15 protein-coding genes are annotated in these 18,951 nt (G+C 68.3%); 9 read left to right on the top strand and 6 right to left on the bottom strand.

The window, feature by feature from the left end:
- Nucleotides 1-86 precede the first annotated feature (86 nt).
- Together hemL and DEIPH_RS10395 are read left to right on the top strand one after the other, a co-directional pair.
- Nucleotides 87-1,427 (top strand): glutamate-1-semialdehyde 2,1-aminomutase, encoded by a 1,341-nt coding sequence (gene hemL / locus DEIPH_RS10390; RefSeq protein ID WP_034357677.1) that lies wholly within the window; start codon nt 87-89, stop codon nt 1,425-1,427.
- Nucleotides 1,424-1,852 carry a CoA-binding protein gene (locus DEIPH_RS10395; protein ID WP_034357678.1) on the top strand — a complete coding sequence of 143 codons (429 nt, stop codon included), beginning with the start codon at nt 1,424-1,426 and terminating at the stop codon, nt 1,850-1,852. The genes hemL and DEIPH_RS10395 overlap by 4 nt, the downstream gene beginning before the upstream one ends.
- A 277-nt stretch (nt 1,853-2,129) precedes the next feature.
- Here DEIPH_RS10395 and DEIPH_RS10400 read toward each other — a convergent pair whose 3' ends face one another.
- Nucleotides 2,130-3,326, bottom strand: coding sequence for a molybdopterin molybdotransferase MoeA (locus tag DEIPH_RS10400; RefSeq protein WP_034357680.1), 1,197 nt, complete (start codon nt 3,324-3,326; stop codon nt 2,130-2,132).
- 142 nt (nt 3,327-3,468) lie between these two features.
- Here DEIPH_RS10400 and DEIPH_RS10405 point away from each other — a divergent pair, with 142 nt between their 5' ends.
- The gene (locus DEIPH_RS10405) at nt 3,469-3,951 is read left to right on the top strand and encodes an FKBP-type peptidyl-prolyl cis-trans isomerase (protein ID WP_034357682.1); all 483 of its coding nucleotides are present in this window, start codon (nt 3,469-3,471) and stop codon (nt 3,949-3,951) included.
- Nucleotides 3,952-4,056: 105 nt separating this feature from the next.
- Here the strand turns inward: DEIPH_RS10405 and DEIPH_RS10410 are convergent, their stop codons facing one another.
- From DEIPH_RS10410 to DEIPH_RS10420, 3 genes are all read right to left on the bottom strand, one after another.
- Nucleotides 4,057-4,848 carry an FAD binding domain-containing protein gene (locus DEIPH_RS10410; RefSeq protein WP_034357684.1) on the bottom strand — a complete coding sequence of 264 codons (792 nt, stop codon included), beginning with the start codon at nt 4,846-4,848 and terminating at the stop codon, nt 4,057-4,059.
- 107 nt (nt 4,849-4,955) lie between these two features.
- Nucleotides 4,956-7,346 (bottom strand): xanthine dehydrogenase family protein molybdopterin-binding subunit, encoded by a 2,391-nt coding sequence (locus DEIPH_RS10415; RefSeq protein ID WP_034357686.1) that lies wholly within the window; start codon nt 7,344-7,346, stop codon nt 4,956-4,958.
- A gap of 108 nt (nt 7,347-7,454) precedes the next feature.
- Complete coding sequence (locus DEIPH_RS10420; protein WP_034357688.1) at nt 7,455-7,949, bottom strand: (2Fe-2S)-binding protein; 495 nt, start codon at nt 7,947-7,949, stop codon at nt 7,455-7,457.
- A 429-nt stretch (nt 7,950-8,378) separates the two neighbouring features.
- Here DEIPH_RS10420 and DEIPH_RS10425 point away from each other — a divergent pair, with 429 nt between their 5' ends.
- The 4 genes from DEIPH_RS10425 to DEIPH_RS10440 all read left to right on the top strand — a co-directional run bounded on the left by DEIPH_RS10425 (nt 8,379) and on the right by DEIPH_RS10440 (nt 14,134).
- A complete protein-coding gene (locus DEIPH_RS10425; RefSeq protein ID WP_034357690.1) occupies nt 8,379-9,518 on the top strand; it encodes an NAD(P)/FAD-dependent oxidoreductase in 1,140 nt (379 codons plus the stop codon).
- Nucleotides 9,519-9,663: 145 nt separating this feature from the next.
- On the top strand, nt 9,664-10,185 hold the full coding sequence (locus tag DEIPH_RS10430) for a DUF4388 domain-containing protein (protein ID WP_034357692.1): 522 nt from the start codon (nt 9,664-9,666) through the stop codon (nt 10,183-10,185).
- A 635-nt stretch (nt 10,186-10,820) separates the two neighbouring features.
- The gene (locus DEIPH_RS10435; protein WP_235183222.1) at nt 10,821-11,345 is read left to right on the top strand and encodes an NUDIX hydrolase; all 525 of its coding nucleotides are present in this window, start codon (nt 10,821-10,823) and stop codon (nt 11,343-11,345) included.
- Complete coding sequence (locus tag DEIPH_RS10440) at nt 11,342-14,134, top strand: valine--tRNA ligase (RefSeq protein ID WP_034357694.1); 2,793 nt, start codon at nt 11,342-11,344, stop codon at nt 14,132-14,134. Before DEIPH_RS10435 ends, DEIPH_RS10440 begins: the two co-directional genes overlap by 4 nt.
- 275 nt (nt 14,135-14,409) lie before the next feature.
- Here the strand turns inward: DEIPH_RS10440 and DEIPH_RS19270 are convergent, their stop codons facing one another.
- Nucleotides 14,410-15,939, bottom strand: a complete 1,530-nt coding sequence (locus tag DEIPH_RS19270) for a restriction endonuclease subunit S (RefSeq protein ID WP_161636059.1) — start codon at nt 15,937-15,939, stop codon at nt 14,410-14,412.
- A 172-nt stretch (nt 15,940-16,111) separates the two neighbouring features.
- Here DEIPH_RS19270 and DEIPH_RS10455 point away from each other — a divergent pair, with 172 nt between their 5' ends.
- Together DEIPH_RS10455 and DEIPH_RS10460 are read left to right on the top strand one after the other, a co-directional pair.
- Entirely contained in the window at nt 16,112-17,269 is a 1,158-nt protein-coding gene (locus tag DEIPH_RS10455) for an aminotransferase class V-fold PLP-dependent enzyme (protein WP_034357696.1), read from the top strand.
- 9 nt (nt 17,270-17,278) lie between these two features.
- A complete protein-coding gene (locus DEIPH_RS10460) occupies nt 17,279-17,749 on the top strand; it encodes an AAA family ATPase (RefSeq protein WP_034357699.1) in 471 nt (156 codons plus the stop codon).
- Here DEIPH_RS10460 and DEIPH_RS10465 read toward each other — a convergent pair.
- Nucleotides 17,746-18,879: a cysteine desulfurase family protein gene (locus tag DEIPH_RS10465; protein WP_034357701.1), complete on the bottom strand. Its 1,134-nt coding sequence runs from the start codon at nt 18,877-18,879 to the stop codon at nt 17,746-17,748. The genes DEIPH_RS10460 and DEIPH_RS10465 overlap by 4 nt on opposite strands.
- Nucleotides 18,880-18,951 lie beyond the last annotated feature (72 nt).

Genomic DNA, 18,951 nt, shown 5'->3' on the forward strand with positions numbered 1-18,951 from the left:
GGGCCAACCTGATCAGGATGCCCGGCCCCCCAAAGTGTCGCTTCCCTCCCCGCGCGCCCTCATCAGCTTGCCGTAAGGTGGGCGGCATGACGATGGAGACTCTTCCTTCCACCGCGCAGTCGGCGGCGCTGTTTGCCCGGGCGCGGGCGGTGACGCCGGGCGGCGTGAACAGTCCGGTCCGGGCCTTCCGGAGCGTGGGTGGTTCGCCGCGCTTTATCCGCGAGGCACACGGCGCGTACCTGACCGATGTGGACGGAAACCGCCTGCTGGACTACATCGGCTCGTGGGGGCCGATGATCCTGGGCCACGACCATCCGGCGGTGCGGGAGGCGGTCGCGGCGGCCCTGACGCGCGGCACCAGCTTCGGCGCCCCCAGTGAGGGTGAGGTGCGCCTGGCCGAGACGGTCACGCGCCTGACCGGGGTGGACCGCGTGCGCTTCGTGAACAGCGGCACCGAGGCGACCATGAGCGCGCTGCGGCTGGCGCGGGGCTTTACCGACAGAAAATTCATCGTGAAGTTCCGGGGCAATTACCACGGCCACGCCGACGGCCTGCTGGTCGAGGCGGGCAGCGGCCTGCTGACGAACGCGGAGGGGGCACTGGGCCGCTCGGCCCCCAGCAGCGCGGGCGTTCCCGAGGACTACGCCCGGCTGACCCTGGTCAGCGAGTACAACGACCCGGCGGCACTGGACGCCCTGCTGGCCGAGCGGGGGCACGAAATCGCGGCGGTGATCTTCGAGCCGGTGGTGGGCAACGCGGGCGTGCTGGTGCCCACGCCGGAGTTCCTGGCGGCGCTGCACCGCGTCCGGGAGCATGGCGCGCTCCTGATCGCCGACGAGGTGATGACCGGCTTCCGCCTCTCGCTGCGCGGCGCGACCGGGCTGCTGGGCCTGACGCCCGACCTCACCTGCTGGGGCAAGATCATCGGCGGGGGGCTGCCGGTGGGTGCGTATGGCGGGCGGGCCGACGTGATGGACTTCGTGTCGCCGCAGGGGCCGGTGTATCAGGCAGGCACACTGAGCGGCAACCCGCTGGCGATGGCGGCGGGCCTCGCCACGCTGGAGGTGCTGGAGGGAGACCCCGGCCTCTATACACGGCTGGAGGCGTACACGGCGCGGCTGGCCGAGGGCCTGAAGGCGGCGGCGCAGGACGCGGGCGTGCCCCTCAGCGTGAACCGCGTCGGCTCCATGCTGACGGCCTTTTTTCAGGACGCGCCGGACGGCTCCGTCCGCACCTACACGGACGCGGCGCGCAGCGACACCGCCGCCTTTGCCACCTGGTTCCAGGGCATGCTCGGCCAGGGCATCTACTGGGCACCCAGCCAGTTCGAGAGCATCTTCATCAGTGCCGCCCACACCGACACCGAACTGGATGCGACGCTGGACGCCGCCCGCACCGCCTACGCCCACCTGGGAGGAACCGCATGACCAAGCTCCAGCAGTCCAGTGACGTCCTTCGCGTGCTGAAGGAAAATAAGGTCATCGCCGTGGTGGGCTTTCACCCCGACCCGATGAAGCCCGCCCACTACGTGCCGGAATACATGCACCGCCAGGGCTACACCATCATCCCCGTCAATCCGGCCCTGGCGGCCAGGGGCCAGAGCTTCTTCGGCCACAAGGCGGTGTCCACGCTCGCGGACATCGGGGTTCCTGTGGATGTGGTGGAGGTCTTTCGCCGCAGCGACAAGGTCCACGAACACCTCGCCGACATCCTGAACATGAACCCCCTCCCGCGCGTGGTCTGGCTGCAACTCGGCATCCGCGACGACGCAGTGGCCCGGACCCTGAATGAACGCGGTATCGACGTGATTCAGGACCGCTGCATGCTGGCGGACCACCGGGCGCTGCTGTAGGGAGCGGGCAGCAGGGGAAGCGAGAGCGTTCTCGCTTCCCCTGCTTTTTCCGTGCCTGCCGATGACTGATGCCCGCCTTCCCCCTCCACCTTCCAGGCAGACGAGCCGTTCGGGCCGCAGGCCCGAGGCCTTCCAAACAGGCCAGGCATGGCGGCGAGGCCGGAACCCGGGCGAGTCAGGCAACGCCGCCACCTTCCGGGACGACTCTTGCCCAGCGCAGCGCCTCTCCCCCTACCCGGCGGGGTAGGGGGCTGGGGGGTGGGGGCCACCCGCGACCTCACAGCAACAGCACGTCCACATCCTCCCCTGCCTGCACCGCTCCCCCCTCCGGCACCACCACCAGCGCATTCGCGTCACTCAGCGAGCGCAGCACCCCGCTGCCCTGCTTGCCGTAGTCGTGGACCTCGCCGTCCCGCAGCAGCCCCCGCCAGAAGGCGGTCTTGTCGGGCAGACCCCGAAAGGGCGTGGCGGCCCGCAGGCGGAGCGTCTGGACCGGTTGCCCCATCAGTGCCGGACGCACGATCACGTGGAACACGACCAGACTGCTGACCGGATTGCCCGGCAACCCGAACACCGGGAGGCCGTTCCAGCCACCGAGCAGCGCGGGACCGCCGGGGCGCATCCGCACCTTCCAGAAGGCGACCCGCCCCCGCTCCAGCAGCAGGTCACGCATGAAATCGTATTTCCCCATGCTGACGCCCCCACTGGTCAGCAGCACGTCCGCACCCCCCGCCCCCGCGAGCGCGTCCTGAAGGGCTTCGGGGCTGTCGGGGGCATGGCCGAGGGACAGCACCTCGCAGCCACAGTCCTCCAGCATGGCGTGCAGGCCGTAGCGGTTGCTGTCGTACACCTGGCCGGGCAGGAGGGGCCGCCCGGGTTCGATCACCTCGTCGCCGGTCGAGAGCAGGGCGACCCGCAGGCGGCGGCGGACCGGCACTTCAGCGTGCCCGAGTGCTGCCGCCAGGGCCACACGCGGCGGCGTGAGCGGCTGTCCGGCCCGCAACACGACCTCGCCCGCCCGGAAATCGCCGCCCTCCTGCCGCACGTCGGCGGGACTGGCGGGCCGGGCGAGCAGGACCGCCCCGGGGCCGTCCTCCGTCAGTTGCTCGACGGGGCAGATCGCGTCCGCCCCGGTGGGCAGCGGCGCACCGGTGTAGATGCGGACGCACTCGCCCGGCCCGACCTGGCCCGTGAAGGGCACCCCGGCACGGCTCTCGCCCACCACGCGCAGGCGGACGGGCGCGGCGGCCGTGGCCGTGAGGGTGTCGGCCTCCTGCGCGGCGATGCCGTCCAGCGCACTCTCGGTCGCACTGGGATGGCTGACCCGCGCGGCGAGGTCGGCGGCGAGTGTGCGCCCGCGTGCCTGGGCCAGCGGCACAGTCCCGGTCCCAGGGTCGGGCAGCAGTGCGGCGAGCATGTCGCGCGCCTCCTGAACGCTGACGTGCATGGGAAAACCAGTGCGGGCGGAAGTCATGGGGGCAGCATAGGCCCAGGCCGCGCAGGCTCATCGGTTAAGCGTTGGGACAGGAACCGCGTCCCGCTTCCCAGCGGATGAGAGGGTACACTTCTGGGGCAAGTCGGAGTTGCCCCAAGCCCTCACCGAACGGAGAACGCACATGAACATCACCCAGGACAAGGTTGTCGAACTCGATTACGTGCTGAAGGTGGACGGCGAGGTCGTGGACCAGAGCGAGCCGGGCGAGCCGCTGACCTACCTGCACGGCCACAGCAACATCATCCCCGGTCTGGAAAAGGCCCTGGAGGGCAAGAAGGCCGGCGACAGCCTGCACGTCACCGTCCAGCCCGAAGAAGGCTACGGCGAGCGCGACGAGGACAACGTCGAGGACCTCGACCGCAGCGACTTCGACGACGAGCCGGAGGTCGGCGCGACCTACTACGCCCAGGCCGAGGACGGCAGCGTCCTGCCCTTCACCGTGGTGGGCGTCGAGGGCGACACCGTGCAGGTGGACTTCAACCCGCCGCTGGCCGGACAGGTCCTGAACTTCGACGTGACCGTCAGGAGCGTCCGCGACGCTGCCGCCGAGGAACTGGAACACGGCCACGCGCACGCCGGGGACATGCACGACCACGAGGAGTGAGGTTGTAGGTCGTGGGAAAAGAGGAAGGTGGGCAGCCCCGGTCGGAGTGGCCCACCTTCTCTTTTCCTGATCTCTTTTACGGATGGCTGACCGCTGCCGGCTCCCCTAGACCCGCGCCGCCGCTCGCTCTGCCAGCACGTCCACCAGATGTGCGCGGTACTCCGGGCTGGCAAACCGGTCCCCGAGGAGGGTGGCGGATTCCACAAGGCCGGTCCCGACCGGCTGGCCACTGTTGAGGCGTTCTTCCAGTCGGTGCAGCCGCTCGGCCTTCTCGCCCGCGCCGGTGTATGCTGCGCGAATCTGCCCGTTCGCGTCCCGGATGACGGCCACGCCGACAATCGCATAGTGGCTGGCGGGGTGCTTGAATTTCTCGTAGGCACTCGCCTGCACGGTGGCGGGAATGCGGACATGCGTGAGGAGTTCGCCGGGTTGCACCGCGCTCTCGAACATGCCCAGGAACATCTCGCCTGCGGGCACCGTGCGCTCCCCCTCTGGCCCGCGAATCACGAACTCGGCGCCGAGTGCGAGGGCCGCCGCCGGGTAGTCCGCGCTGGGGTCCGCGTGCGCCAGCGAGCCGCCGATGGTGCCCCGGTTGCGCACCATCGGGTCCCCGACCTCATACGCGACTTCCGGAAACAGGGGCAGTTCGGAGCGCAACACGTCCGCGTGGGTGGTCATCGCGCCCACCACGAACCAGTCCCCCTCACGCCGGATGCCTTTCAGTTCCTCGATGCCCCACACGTCGAGCAGCGCGGGCGGCTGCGCCAGCCGCAGCTTCATGGCCGGGAGCAGCGAATGCCCCCCCGCGATCACCTTCACGTCCGGATTGGCCGCCATCACCGCGAGCGCCTCAGCGACGCTGGAAGCTTTCTGGTAGTCGAAATTGGCTGGGTACATGTTTGCCTCCCTTCAGTTGGCGTCTAACGGTCAAACGGTCTGACCGTCGAACAGCAGGGCATCTTTTGGCTGTCAGACAGTCAGACGCTTAGACCGTTAGACCCCCTTCAGTCGTCCGCTGCCTGCCCCATCCCGCCGCGCGCCTCCCGGATCGCCCGCCAGACCTTCTCGCTGGTGTAGGGCATGTCGAGGTGCTTGATCCGGCACTCGTGCCAGAGGGCGTCCATCACGGCGTTGGCGACGGCGGCGGTGCTGGCGATGGTGCCGGCCTCACCGATGCCCTTCACGCCGAGGGGATTGTGGGGGCTGGGGGTGACGGTGTGATCGGTCTGGAAATGGGGCAGGTCGTCGGCACGCGGCACGGCGTACTCCATGAAGGTCCCCGCCAGCAGGTTGCCGTCCTCGTCGTAGGCGGCTTCCTCCCAGAGGGCCTGCCCCGCCCCCTGCGCGATGCCGCCGTGCACCTGGCCCTCGGCAATCAGCGGGTTGATCAGGGGGCCGCAGTCGTCCACGCAGCCGTAGCCGCGCAGCCGCACCACGCCGGTGTCGGTGTCGATCTCGACCACGGCGATATGCGTGCCGAAGGGATACACGAAGTTCTTGGGGTCGTAGAAGGCGGTGGCTTCCAGGCCCGGCTCCATTCCCTCGGGGAGGTTGTGGGCGAGGTGGGCCATCAGCGCCACGTCGAAGAAGGTCTTGCTCTGGGAGGGCGCACCCTTGACCCGGAAGACGCCGCCTTCGTGCTCCACGTCCTCCTCGGAGGCTTCGAGCAGGTGCGCGGCGATCTTTTTCGCCTTCGCGGTGATCTTGCCCAGGGCCATCTTCAGCGCGGAGCCGCCCACCGCCGCCGAGCGGCTGCCGTAGGTGCCCCAGCCGTAGGGCATCCGGCCCGTGTCGCCGTGAATCAGGTCGATATCCTCGATGGGGATTTGCAACTCGTCGGCGGCGATCTGCGGGAAGGCCGTCTCGTGGCCCTGGCCGTGACTGTGAGAGCCGGTGTACAGCTCGACCTTGCCGGTGGGATGCACGCGCACCAGCGAGCTTTCCCACTGTCCCGCCTGCGCGCCCAGTTGCCCCACCAGCGCGGAGGGCGCGAGGCCGCAGGCTTCCAGGTAGGAAATCAGGCCGATGCCCAGAATCTTGCCCGTGCCCTTCATCCGCTCCTGCTCGGCGCGCAACTCCTGGTAGTGCATCATCTCCAGCGCCTTGTCGAGCGCCGGTTCGTAGTTGCCACTGTCATAGACCAGGGCCACCGGCGTCTGGTACGGGAACTCGTCGGGCTGGATGAAGTTGATCCGGCGGAACTCGGCCGGGTCCATCCCCAGTTCGTGCGCCATCACGTCCACCGTCCGCTCGATCAGGTAGGTGGCTTCCGGGCGGCCCGCGCCCCGGTAGGCGTCCACCGGCACGGTGTTGGTGACCACGCCGGTCACCCTGGCGTGAACGGCGGGGAACTTGTACACGCCGTTGAGCAGTGTGCCGTAGAGATAGGTCGGCACGGCGGGCGCGAAGAGGGTCAGGTACGCGCCGAGGTTGGCGACCGTGTTCACGCGCAGGCCCAGCATCTTGCCCTGGTCGTCCACCGCCAGCTCGGCCACGGATTCGTGGTCGCGGCCCTGCATGTCGGAGACGAAACTCTCGCTGCGGCGGGCGGTCCATTTCACCGGCTTGCCCAGCTTCTGGGCGGCCAGCAGCACGATCACCTCTTCCTGATACTGGAAGATCTTGGAACCGAAGCCGCCGCCCACGTCCGGGCTGATCACGCGCAGCTTGTGTTCGGGAATGCCCATCACGAAGGCCGCCAGGATCAGCCGGTGGATGTGCGGGTTTTGCGAGGTGGTGTAGAGCAGATATTCCCTGCTGGCGGGCGAGAACTGCGCGAGGCTGGCGCGCGGCTCGATGGCGTTGGGAATCAGGCGGTGGTTGCGGAGCTGCACCTTCACCGTCTTGTGCGCCCGGTTGAAGGCCTCGTTCAGCGCGGCCTCGTCCCCGATCTCCCACTGGAACGCGACGTTGCCGGGCACGTCGTCGTGGACCTGGGGCGCGCCTTCGGCCAGCGCCGCGCTGCCCAGCGCCACCGAGGAGAGGGCTTCGTAATCCACCGCCAGCAGCGCCGCCGCGTCCTCCGCCTGCGCCCGCGTTTCCGCGACCACCACCGCCACGATGTCCCCGACGTGGTTGACCTCGCCCTGTGCGACGGCGTGGTGCGCGGGCACCTTCAGATCAGGCAGCAGCCACCCCACCGGAATGGGGCCGATGCCCGCCGCCTGCACGTCCTCCCCTGTCAGCACGGCCACCACGCCCGGCATCCCGTCCACGCTGCTGCGGTCGATGTTCGTGATCCGCGCGTGGGCGTAGGGGCTGCGGACCATTGCCGCGTGGAGTGTCCCCGGCAGCACGAAATCGTCGGTGTATTGCCCGGTCCCCGTAATGAAGCGCGGGTCTTCCTTGCGCTTGAGGGCCTGGCCCATGTATTTGTCGGGTCTGGATTCGGTCATTGGGTGCCTCCCGTTGGTCGGCGTCTAGAGGTCTAAAAGTCGAACCGTCGAACGGCAGAGCATCTTTTGGCCGTTAGACCGTCAGACGGGTAGACCGTTAGACCCTCTTCAGTCGTCCGCCGCCTGCTCCGCCAACGCCGCCGCCCGCAGCGCCCCCGCCGCCTGCCGCACGGCGAGGACGATGTTGTGGTAGCCGGTGCAGCGGCAGTAGTTGCCTTCGAGGTGGTGGCGGATTTCTTCCTCGCTGGGGTCGGGATTGTGCTTCAGGAGTTCGGCGGCGCTCATGATCATGCCGGGGGTGCAGAAACCGCACTGGAGGCCGTGTTTTTCCCAGAAGCCCGCCTGGAGGGGGTGCAGGTCGGCGGGCGTGCCCATGCCCTCGATGGTGGTCACGCTCATTCCGTCCGCCTGCACGGCGAGGACCGTACAGCTCTTGACCGCGTCGCCGTTCAGGTGGACGGTACACGCGCCGCACTGGCTGGTGTCGCAGCCCACATGCGTGCCGGTCAGGCCCAGGTCCTCGCGCAGGAACTGCACCAGCAGCGTGCGCGGTTCCACATCACGGGTGTAGGCCTTGCCATTGACGGTCACAGTCACGTTCACGGGCGACCTCCACACCGGTTTCCACGGCCTGCGTCTCCGTGAATCGGGGGGATACGTCGTTTCCTCTCCTGCATGGTCGACCTCCGGGTGTGGGGGAAGTGCGGCGAGACGTAGGGCCTGGAAAGACCAGCCCGCCTGGGACGAACCGGACTGCGCCTGGGTTGTGGTTACGGTCCCTATTCAAGCACGAATCCAGTACGGGCGCGCAGGTTGGGCCTGCGCCGTACCCGGCCAGGAGAGAAGCCCTCAGCCCGGGAGACAGGAGGCTGACCGGGTCGCCCCGTGAAGAACCCTGGGGTATGCAGAGTGACAGACCGAATTGGTGTAAGGTGTACGCTGTTGTCACGACCGGGGTGAGTCCCCGGCGGGTTGTTGTGGGCGGAGTCTGCCCCGGAGCCTACTCGTGAATTCGTTCACAGGAGTGTTTGCATGAAGACCCTCATCCTCGGTGCTGGCTACGCGGGCCTCGCGGTCGCCACCAAACTGAAACCCACCCCCGGTCTGGAGGCCCTGCTGGTCGAGCAGAACGCCTACCACACCTTCGAAACCCGCCTGCACGAGGCCGCCGCGCACAACACGCCGGTGACCCTGCCGCTGACGCCGCTGCTGCGCGGCACCGGCGTGCATCTGGAGCAGGCGGCGGTCGAGAACGTGAACCTCGACGAGCGCGAGGTCACCCTCAAGGACGGGCGCGTGCTGACCTACGACAAACTGGTCGTGGGCCTGGGCAGCGTGACCAACTTCTACCGCATCCCCGGCCTGGCCGAGAACGCCTCGGAACTCAAGCAGCTCAGCGACGCCGACGAGATCTTCAACTTCATCAACCGCGTCTACGGCAGCGACTACCAGGGCAACCGCGACATCGTGGTGGGCGGCGCGGGCCTGACCGGCGTGGAACTGGTCACCGAACTCGCGCAGCGCGCCGAGGTGCTGAGCCGGGAACGCGGCCTGCCCCCGGTCCAGATCTACCTGGTCGAAGCCGGTCCCAAGATTCTCCCGGTCCTCGACGACGCCCTGCGCGCCAAGGCCGAAAAGACGCTGCGCGACTACGGCATCCACCTGCTGGTGGGCCACCGCCTGATGAGCGCCACCGCCGACAGCGTGACCGTGCAGACCGCCGACGGTCAGCAGCAGGTGATTCCCGCCGGGAAGATCATCTGGACCGGCGGCATCCAGGCCCGCGACATCGTGCGCGGCGAGCGGCTGGAGAAGGGGCCGGGCGGGCGCATCGCGGTGGACGAGTTCCTGCGCGCCAAGAACTACCCCGACGTGTTCGTGATCGGTGACATGGGTCTGGCACTCAACCAGGAAGGCAAGCCGGTGCCCACCACCGCGCAGCACGCGGGGCAGCAGGGCCGCCTGACCGGCAAGAACCTGATGCGCCTGGCGAAGGGTGAGGAACTGGAACCCTACGAGCCGACCACCCTGGGCGAGTTCGTCAGCCTCGGCGGCCTGATGGCCGTCGGCTGGATGAAGCTTCCCTGGAATCAGAAGCTCGCCATCACTGGTGGCTTGGCCCACGTGATGAAGCGCGCCTCGGAATGGCGCTGGCGGGCCAGCATCGACTGAGGCGCTGGCGCGCCTGTCTAACGGACAAAAAGTCTAACGGTCTAAGGGGAGTCGCCTTCGCGCGGCTCTCCTTGCTTTTCCCCCCAATGGGCGGAAGAACCTCAGCCGTTAGACGGTCAGACCGTTAGACCCTTAGACTGTTTTCATGGTGCGCGGTGATCTGGCGGTCTTTCCCTTCATGCCTGTCATGCAGATGTTGCTGTCGAGTGGCCGGGCCGGGCGGCTGAGCGTCTCGCATGCGCGGGGCGGCGAGCTGTGGTTCGAGCCGGGCGAGATCGTCCACGCGCGGGCCGGGGCCTTGACCGGCGAGGCGGCGCTCCAGGTGATGAGCAGCCTGGACAGCGGACAGTTCACCTTCGCGCCGGACGTGCCCCCCACCGAGCGGACGCTGGCGCTGCGCCGGGACGCGGCCCTGCGCCGACTGATCGATGACGCGGACGCCTGGGCAGGGCTGCTGCGGGTCTTTCCCGACTGGAACCGGCCCTTACGGTTCACGCCGCGCTGGACCGAGGCGCAGCCCGTGACCCGCCCACAGTACGCGGCCCTGTGCCTGATTTCCGAAGCCCTGCCCCTCAAAACCCTGCTGGAACGCGCGGGCCAGCCGCCCCGCGTGACCCTGGAAACGCTGCGCCCCTTCCTGACGGCGGGTCTGGTAGAGGTGGGCTGAGCTTCAGGCCCGGAGGTCCCCCAAGCCAGTCAGAGGCACCCGGCCCCGGTCCAGCACGTGGGGCGCGTCCGGCTGGAGCGTGGGCATTCTCGGATTTTTGTAGGGCATACCTTCCGCGCGGGGTGAACGGGCGAGAAAAACAGGACGGAGAGCGTTCAGGGGCAGCAGGGGACGCCGCGCACGGCCCGTTAATACCGGGTAAGGTCCGTGACTCCCGGCACCCCCCGGGCATGACGCCCCACCCCCTCCCCCACCCTGCGCCAGCCGGCGCATGCATTCCGTTTCGGGCCGCCGTATACTGCCTGTGCAGTGACCGGGAGGAGTACCCGGAAACGGCACCCACAGGAAAGCCCCGCCGCGACAACGGTCGTGATTGAGAGCGGGGTCGGGAGCGCCGCCGGGGAAAGTCGCCCGCGAGCGAGGGGGCAGAAGCCGCGAGCAGGTGCGTGGTGCGTAGAGCCTTCCGGGTGCGCCCGACACAGCGCGCGAGAAGCGCCGCACCCCCGGCACCTTTGAAGTGGGGGAGCGGAACGGCGGTGGTACCGCGGGACACAGTGCACAACCTGCCTCGTCTCGTCCGCATTCGGAGTTCAGCTCCGGCGGGCGAGGCGTTTTGTTTTCCCTGGAGGTATCCCGTGAGTTCCCCAACCCTGCCGCCCACCCTGGCCCCGCTGACCGGAACGCCCCTGCCACTGGCCGCCGCCCGCGCTCTGGCCCGGCAGCACGGCTTGCGCGAGCGCGTCCTGGCTTACGTCACGCGCCAGCCGGATGAACTGCTGGTCTTCGAGCACACCGCCGAGTACCCGGAGGCGGGCCTTCAGGTGCCTGCCGGAGGCCTGGAACCGGGGGAAACGCCCGAGCAAGCCGCCATGCGCGAGACCTGGGAAGAAACGGGGCTGCACCTGAGGGGTCCCGTCCTGCTCGCCTCCTGGCACTGGCAACGGGGGGAGGCCGGGCAGGTCTGGCATTACGTGTGGCTGGCCGCGCCGCCCCAGACCCCGGACACCTGGTCCCACCGCGTCACGCAGGGTGAGCGGGATGCCGGGCTGACCTTCCTCTGCCGCTTCGCCCCCCGCCATTCCCCTGACCTGACGCCGGGCCACGGCCAAGAGGCCGCGCTGCCCACGCTGCAAACCCTTCTGCAAGGAGAAAGCCCATGACTGACCTGCCCCAGGACACCCTGCCCGAACAGGCGACCCCCGAACAGCCCGGCAACGATGCGGAAACCCTCGCCCGGGCCTTCGACCCCGCCGCCATCGAACCCGGCTGGGCCGCACGCTGGCGCAGCGAGCCATTCCGCGCCGACGCCAGCAGCGGCAAGCCGCCCTTCTCCATCGTGATTCCGCCGCCCAACGTGACGGGCAGCCTGCACCTGGGGCACGCGCTGGACAACACCCTGATCGACACCCTGATCCGCTACAAGCGCATGCAGGGCTTCGAGGCGCTGTACCTGCCGGGCACCGACCACGCGGGCATCAGCACCCAGGTGGTCGTGGAGCGGCAGCTCAAGGAGGAGGGCCAGACCCGCTTCGACCTGGGCCGCGAGGCCTTTTTAGAGCGCGTCTGGGGCTGGAAGGCGCAGTCGGGCGGCACCATCCTGAACCAGCTGACCCGCCTGGGCGTGAGCGCCGACTGGACGCGCGAACGCTTCACGATGGACGAGGGGCTGTCGAAGGCCGTGCGCGCGCAGTTCGTGCGGCTGTACCACGAGGGCCTGGCCTACCGGGGCGAGCGCATCGTGAACTGGGACCCCGCCTCCCAGACCACCCTGTCCGATCTGGAAATCGACCGCGAGGTCCGCAAGGGCAAGATGTCCACCCTCAGCTACAAGCTGGAGGACCCGCAAACGCCCGCCAGCAACGGCGAGGCGGGCGAGATTCGTATCGCCACGGTGCGCCCCGAAACCATCTTCGCGGACCAGGCCATCGCGGTGCATCCGGAAGACGAACGCTTCGCGCATCTCGTCGGGAAAAAGGCGCGGATTCCCCTCACCGACCGCCTCGTGCCGATCATCGCGGACGAGGCGGTGGAGCGGGAGTTCGGCGTGGGGGCGCTGAAAATCACGCCCGCGCACGACCCGACCGACTTCGAGGTGGGCGAGCGGCACGGCCTCGCGCGCCCCAGCGTGATTGACCTGCACGGCAACCTCACGTCGGACCTCGTGCCCGAAGCCTTCCGGGGCATGGAACGCTTCGCGGCGCGGAAGGCGGTCGTGAAGGCCCTGACCGAATCCGGCGACCTGCTGGAGGAAAAGGACCACGACACCGCCATCGGCCTGTCCGAGCGGACCAAGGTGCCGGTGGAACCCATCGTGAGTACCCAGTGGTTCGTCCACGTGAAGCCGATGGCCCAGCGGGTGCTGGAGGGGCTGGACGCGGGCGAGATTGCCCTCACGCCCGAGCGGTACGGCAAGGTCAACCGCGACTGGCTGGAGAACATCCGCGACTGGAACATCTCGCGCCAGCTCTGGTGGGGCCACCAGATTCCCGCGTGGTACGACGAGGCGGGCAACGTCTACGTGCCCGACCCCGAGAATCCCGACCTCGACTGCGACCAGGACCCCCGCTACGCGCACCTTAACCTGCGCCGTGACCCCGACGTGTTCGATACGTGGTTCTCCTCCAACCTGTGGCCCTTTTCCACCCTGGGCTGGCCCGACACCGACTGCGAGGACTACCGCAAGTTCTACCCGACGCAGGTGCTGGTGACCGGCTACGACATCCTGTTCTTCTGGGTGGCGCGCATGGAGATGGCCGGGTATGCGATGACTGGCCAGGCCCCCTTCGGCACGGTGATGCTGCACGGCCTGTACCTCGACGCCAAGGGCCAGAAGATGTCCAAGAGCAAGGGGAACGGCATCGACCCGCTGGAACTGTTCGACCAGTACGGGGTGGACGCCTGCCGCTTCGCCTTCACCAGCCTCAGCACGGGCGGGCAGGACATCCGGCACGACCCCCGGCGTTTCGAGCAGGGGCGCAACTTCGCCAACAAGCTGTGGAACGCGGCCCGCTTCGCCCTGCTGCGCCTCTCGGAGGCCGCGCCCGGACTGACCGCCGGGGACGACCTGACCCGCTATGTCCGCAGCGCCGTGAACGCCGCCGACCATCCACCGTTGCGGAGCGGCGAGGTGCTCGCCCAGCTCCCCACGCGCGAAGACCTCACGCTGGCCGACCGCTGGATCATCAGCCGCCTGAACGCCGTGACCGCCGAGGCGAGCGCACAACTGGACGCCTTTGACATCGGCGCGGCCATCCGCACGCTGTACGCCTTTACCTGGGACGAGTTCTGCGACTGGTACATCGAGGCGGCCAAACCCGCGCTGGCGGCGGGGCAACTGGGCACCCTCGCCACGCTGAAGGCGGTGCTGGAGCACATCCTCAAGCTGCTGCATCCCTTCATGCCCTTCATCACCTCCGAGCTGTACGCCTCGCTGGGCCACCGCCGCCAGCTTGCGCTACACGCCTGGCCGCAGTTCGTCCCCGCCCTGCACGACCCGGAAGCCACCCGCGCCTTCGACGCCCTGCGCGCCGCCGTGAGCGCCGCCCGCAGCCTCAAGAACGAACTGGGTCTGTCGCCCCAGGACCGCCTGAACGTGGCCGTGGAGGGCGAGTTGAGCGGCACCGTGACGGAAAACGCCCGCGTGGTGGAGAGCATCGCCCGCGTGACGCTGGTGCCTGCCTTAGCGGGCCGCACCCTCAGCGCCGTCGAGCAGGGCGTGACCATCCGCGCCCCGCTGGAAGGCACGGTGGACATCGCCGACTGGCTGGGCAAGCAGAAAAAGCGCCTGGCGGAGCTGGACAAGCAGATCAAGCAGGCCCAGGGCAAGCTCGGCAACGCGGGCTTCGTGGCCCGCGCTCCCGCCGAGGTGATCGAGGAAGAACGCCGCCGGGTGCAGGACTTCGGGGCGCAGAAGGAGCGGCTGGAGGCGGTGCTGGCGCAGTTCGCGTAGCGTGCTCAGCCGTCAGCCAGGAAGTCCCCGCGCCGGAGGGTGGTGGGGGCTTTCTTTCCGGGCCGCAGCTCATACCAACTTGCTCTGATTCCAGAACATCTGGACAAACCACCAGATGTTCTTCCATCGCCGCAAGTCGGTCTTCTCTTATTCTCGCTGTCTTGGGCAGAACGGACTGTCGGTCAGAACGGACTCGCTTGAGCAAGCCTGCCCTCCCCTTGAGGACGCCTGCCCGCTCCGCTCGCCCCTCGTCTTCGACTCACCTTAAGTTCGTATCAGTCCTCGAACAGCCCCACCAGCCGCGCCCCCTCCGCCCGCTGCTGCCTGCGCTCTTGCAGCAGACGGAGGGCCTCCGCCTCGTTCATGGCCGTGGGGATGGCCTGCGCCTTGGGGGGTCTGCCCCGGCGTTTTGGTTCTGCGCCGTCCTGGCCCGCTGCCTTGCCCGGTTTGCGTCCGCGCTTCGGCCCCGTGCCTTCTGCCGCCCGCTGCGCCCGGACACGCGCCAGCAGCACCGATGCAGGCTCGTCCGCCGGGTTCTGCGGCACCAGTTCGCCCCGGAACGCCTTCCCGAGCAGCGCCGGCGTCAGACGTTGGAAGGAGACGAGGGCGGATTGATACCGCTGTTCAAGGCGATCCGCGATAGCGAAAAGGGCTTCCACACGGCGCACGATTTCGACTTGCTCGGGGAGGGGGGGGAGGGGCAAGACAATGGAGCGGAGTGCATCTTGCGAGAGGTTACGCATTGAAAGTTGATTTCCACTCACCAGAGACTCGATTTGCTGCCTGCCCAGACCCGAGCGGAGGCAATACAAAGCCCACACCTTATTCCCGTCGTTTTTGAAGTTAAGACGCAACACTTTGTCCGAGAGGTATAACTTCTTTGTAATTCTTTCCACAATGACACATGCGCCGACAAGTTCGAGGGTATTGGCGCGGGAAATAAGAAAATCGCCCCTCTTAACTCTTCGGGTTTCTGGAACTTCTTCAGTTGGCGGCAGGGTTTTGCTTTCCTCTTGCTGAAACCTTCCCCAAGTCACCGCGCTGATTTTGACCAAGCCTCGTTCTGCTTCCAAAGGGGGGCGTTCTTCGCACTTCACGTTTAAGCCCGCCTCAATGCCCGTGAGCAGTTCCCCGATGGTCGTTTCCTCCCACGCCGCATCCCCACCCCCTCGCCACTCCCTTGTCAGTTCTCCGCTCACCGCCGCACTCAGCACCGCCTGTCTGAACTGCTTGACCAGCTTCGGCACGCGCTCCAGCCGTTCACGGCCAGCCTCCACACGGGAAAGAAGGGCATCGAGCTTGTCGGCGATGCGCTTTTGCTCGGGGAGAGGGGGGAGTGGGACAGGATGGGCTTTTAGAATTGTCTGACTGATATTCTGCTGCGCTCCACCCTGCCCCTGTGCGACTAAAGCTTGCTGCTCATTCTTGAGTGCGTAGAACAGAAACTTTAGGTGCGTCAATCCTTCACTGGGAATACAGAAGGCAATGGCCTGGTTAGTTGCACACTGCATACCAGTTATACCCATCTTCCCTATGGAACCGTACATGGCAACGAGCAGGGTTCCAGGGTCTAGCAGCTTTGCCGCGCTGTTTTTTAAGCCGCTTTCGGTAATGTGATTTTTAGCACCGAAGACAAGGCCATCATTTAAGTCACCGATGACAAGCCAGGGAATGCCCGATTCAGCGTAAAAGGCTGGGTTGGTGCGCGGTGGTGTTCCCCCACTTCCCCAGATCCCCAACTGACCCAATTCAACCTTCGCCCATCCCTCCGGTAGTCCTTCCTGTTCTTCCCTCGGCGCTGTCATCTCCTGGCAGGGTAGGGGGGGCGGGGCCGGGGCGCAAGCGGGGGCAGGAGGGCTATGGGAGGGACGGTTGCTTCTCGCGCTTCCGTTTATCCTCTCCCTGGTAAGCACGCTTCTCCGCCCTCTCCAGACCAGAGCGCCCGCCGCTCTCTCTTCCCGACCCCAAGGAGGCCCCATGCCCGCACTGCGCCCCGACATTGACCCCGATGGCCTGCTGGAATACTCGGTGGTCTACACCGACCGCTCGCTCAACCACATGTCCGCCGCGTTTCAGGAGGTGATGCGCGACCTCTCCGCCGAACTGAAGGCGGTCTATCACGCGGGCGCGCTGGCGATCCTTCCGGGATCGGGCACCTCCGGGATGGAAGCCGTGGTGGATCAGCTCGCGCAGGGCGAGCGGTGCCTGGTCATCCGCAACGGCTGGTTCAGCTACCGCTGGTCGCAGATTTTCGAGATGAGCCGCGTGCCGGGAGCGGTGACGGTACTGAAGGCGGAGGAGCAGGGTACGGATCGCCAATCGCCCTTCGCGCCCTATCCCATCGGGGAGGCGGTGGCCGCCATCCGGCGCGAGAAACCTGCGCTGGTGTTCGCGCCGCACGTGGAAACCTCGGCGGGCATCATCCTGCCCGAAGACTACCTTCGCCAGCTTGCCCAGGCGACGCACGAGGTCGGCGGCCTGCTGGTGATCGACGCCATCGCCTCGGGCTGCGTGTGGCTGGACATGCGGGCGCTGGGCATCGACATCCTGATTACCGCGCCGCAAAAGGGCTGGAGCAGTACGCCGTGCGCCGGGGTGGTGCTGCTGAGCGAGGCGGCGGTCGCGCGGGTGGAGGCGACCGACTCGGTGAGCTTCACCCTCGACCTGAAAAAGTGGCTGAACATCATGCGGGCCTATGAGGGCGGCGGCTTCGCGTACCACGCCACCCTGCCGACCGACGGCCTGCGCCAGTTCCGCGACACGGTGCTGGAAATGAAAGCCTACGGGTTCGGGAAGGCGCAGGCGGCCCAGTGGGACCTCGGCGGGCGCATCCGCCGGGTGCTGAAAGCGGCGGGCTTTGCCAGCGTCGCTGCCGAGGGGTACGAGGCTCCCGGCGTGGTGGTCTGCTACACCGACGCGAACGCCATCCACACCGGCAAGGCGTTTGCCCAGGCGGGGGTGCAGATCGCGGCGGGCGTGCCGCTCCAGGTCGGGGAGCCGCAGGACTTCAAGACCTTCCGCGTGGGCCTGTTCGGGCTGGACAAGCTGGGGGACGTGGAGGGGACGGTGCGCCGCTTCGAGCAGGGCCTCCAGCAGGTGCTGGCGGAGACGGGAACCTCGCCCGCCCGCCGCTAGGCTGACAGGATGCCCCCCACCCTCCACCTTCCGGTCGGCCTCCCCGGTTCCGGCAAGACCACGCTGGCACGGCAGCTGGAACAGGAACACGCGGCACTGCGCCTCTCGCCCGACGAGTGGATGCTGCCCCTCTTCGGCGCGGGCGACGTGGACGGGAAACGGGACGTGCTGGAGCGGCAGTTGCTCTGGGGCGTAGCGGCGCGTGCTCTGAGCCTGGGCGTGAGCGTGGTGCTGGATTACGGCCTGTGGTCCCGCGAGGAACGTGCGCTGTACCGCGAGCGGGTGAGGACGCTGGGGGTGCGGGCCGAACTGCATGTGCTGGACGTGCCGCTGGACGAGTTGTGGCGGCGGCTGGAGGAGCGGAACAGGAACCTTCCGCCCGACACGTTTCCAGTCACGCGGGCTGAACTTGAAGAGTGGGACGGCTGGTTTCAGCGGCCTGATGCGGCGGAACTGGCCCAGTGGGCGGAATTGCGTTAGCCCCGGCTGAACGCCGCCGCCTGCCGCAGCGCGTCCGCCGCCGCGTCCACCTCGGCTTCGGTCGTGGCCCGCCCGAAGCTGAAGCGCAGGGTCGCGCGGGCGTCCGCCTCGCTGAGGCCGAGCGCGGTCAGGACGTGGCTGGGCTGCATCGTTCCGGCGGCGCAGGCGCTCCCGGCACTGGCGGAAATGCCCAGCAGGTCCAGATTCATCAGCAGCGCCTCGCCGTCCGCGCCGGGAAGGGTGACGGAGGCGACCTTGGGGCTGGCATCCGGCGGGTGGTTGACGCGCAAGCCGGGCAGAGCGGTGGCCCCCTGGAGAAAGCGGGTCCGCAGGGCCGACAGGTGCGCGAAGGTGTCCTCCCGCGCTGCCTCGGCCTGCGTGAGGGCCACACCCGCCGCATACACGCCCGCCGTGTTCTGCGTGCCGGGGCGTAGGCCGCCCTCCTGGCCGCCGCCCAGCGTGACGGCGGGCAGGACCGTCCCCCGCCTGACGTACAGGAAGCCCACCCCGCGCGGCCCGCCCCACTTGTGGGCGCTGAAGCTGGCGAACGTCACGCCCCAGCCGGTGAGGTCCAGGGGCAGCACACCGGGCGCCTGCACGGCGTCGGTGTGGTAGGGAATGCCGCGCGCAGCGGCGACCGCGACCAGCGCGGGCGTGTCCTGCACCGTGCCTAGTTCGTTGTTGGCATGGTGGATGGAGACGAGGGCGGTGTCGTCCCGCAGCGCCTCCGCGAGCTGGTCCGGCGAGTAGCGGCCCTGGGCATCCGGCGGCAGGAACGTCACCGCCCAGCCCTGCGTGGCGAGGGCGCGGGCGGGGGCCAGCACGGCGGAATGCTCGGTCAGGGTGGTGACGAGGTGGCCGGGCCGCCCGCGCGTCTCCTCCCAGGCGCGGGCCACGCCGAACAGCACGTGATTGTCGCCCTCGGTGCCGCCGCCGTTCGCCAGCAGGGTGCGGGCGTCCACCCGCAGGACGGCGGCGACGCGGGCGCGGCCCTCCTCCAGCCGCTCGCGGGCGGCCTGCCCCGCCGCGTGGACACTGGCGGGATTGCCCGGCAACGCGGCGGCCTGCGCGTAGGCGGCCAGCGCCTCGGGCGTCATGGGGTGGGTGGCGGCGTAGTCGAGGTAGATCATGGGTGTGGGCGGCGGTCTGCGGGCTGTGGCTTGCCGGCGGGCTGAAGCGGAGGTGGCAGCCCCTCCCCCTCT

The sequence above is a fragment of the Deinococcus phoenicis genome, from assembly GCF_000599865.1.
Taxonomy (GTDB): domain Bacteria; phylum Deinococcota; class Deinococci; order Deinococcales; family Deinococcaceae; genus Deinococcus; species Deinococcus phoenicis.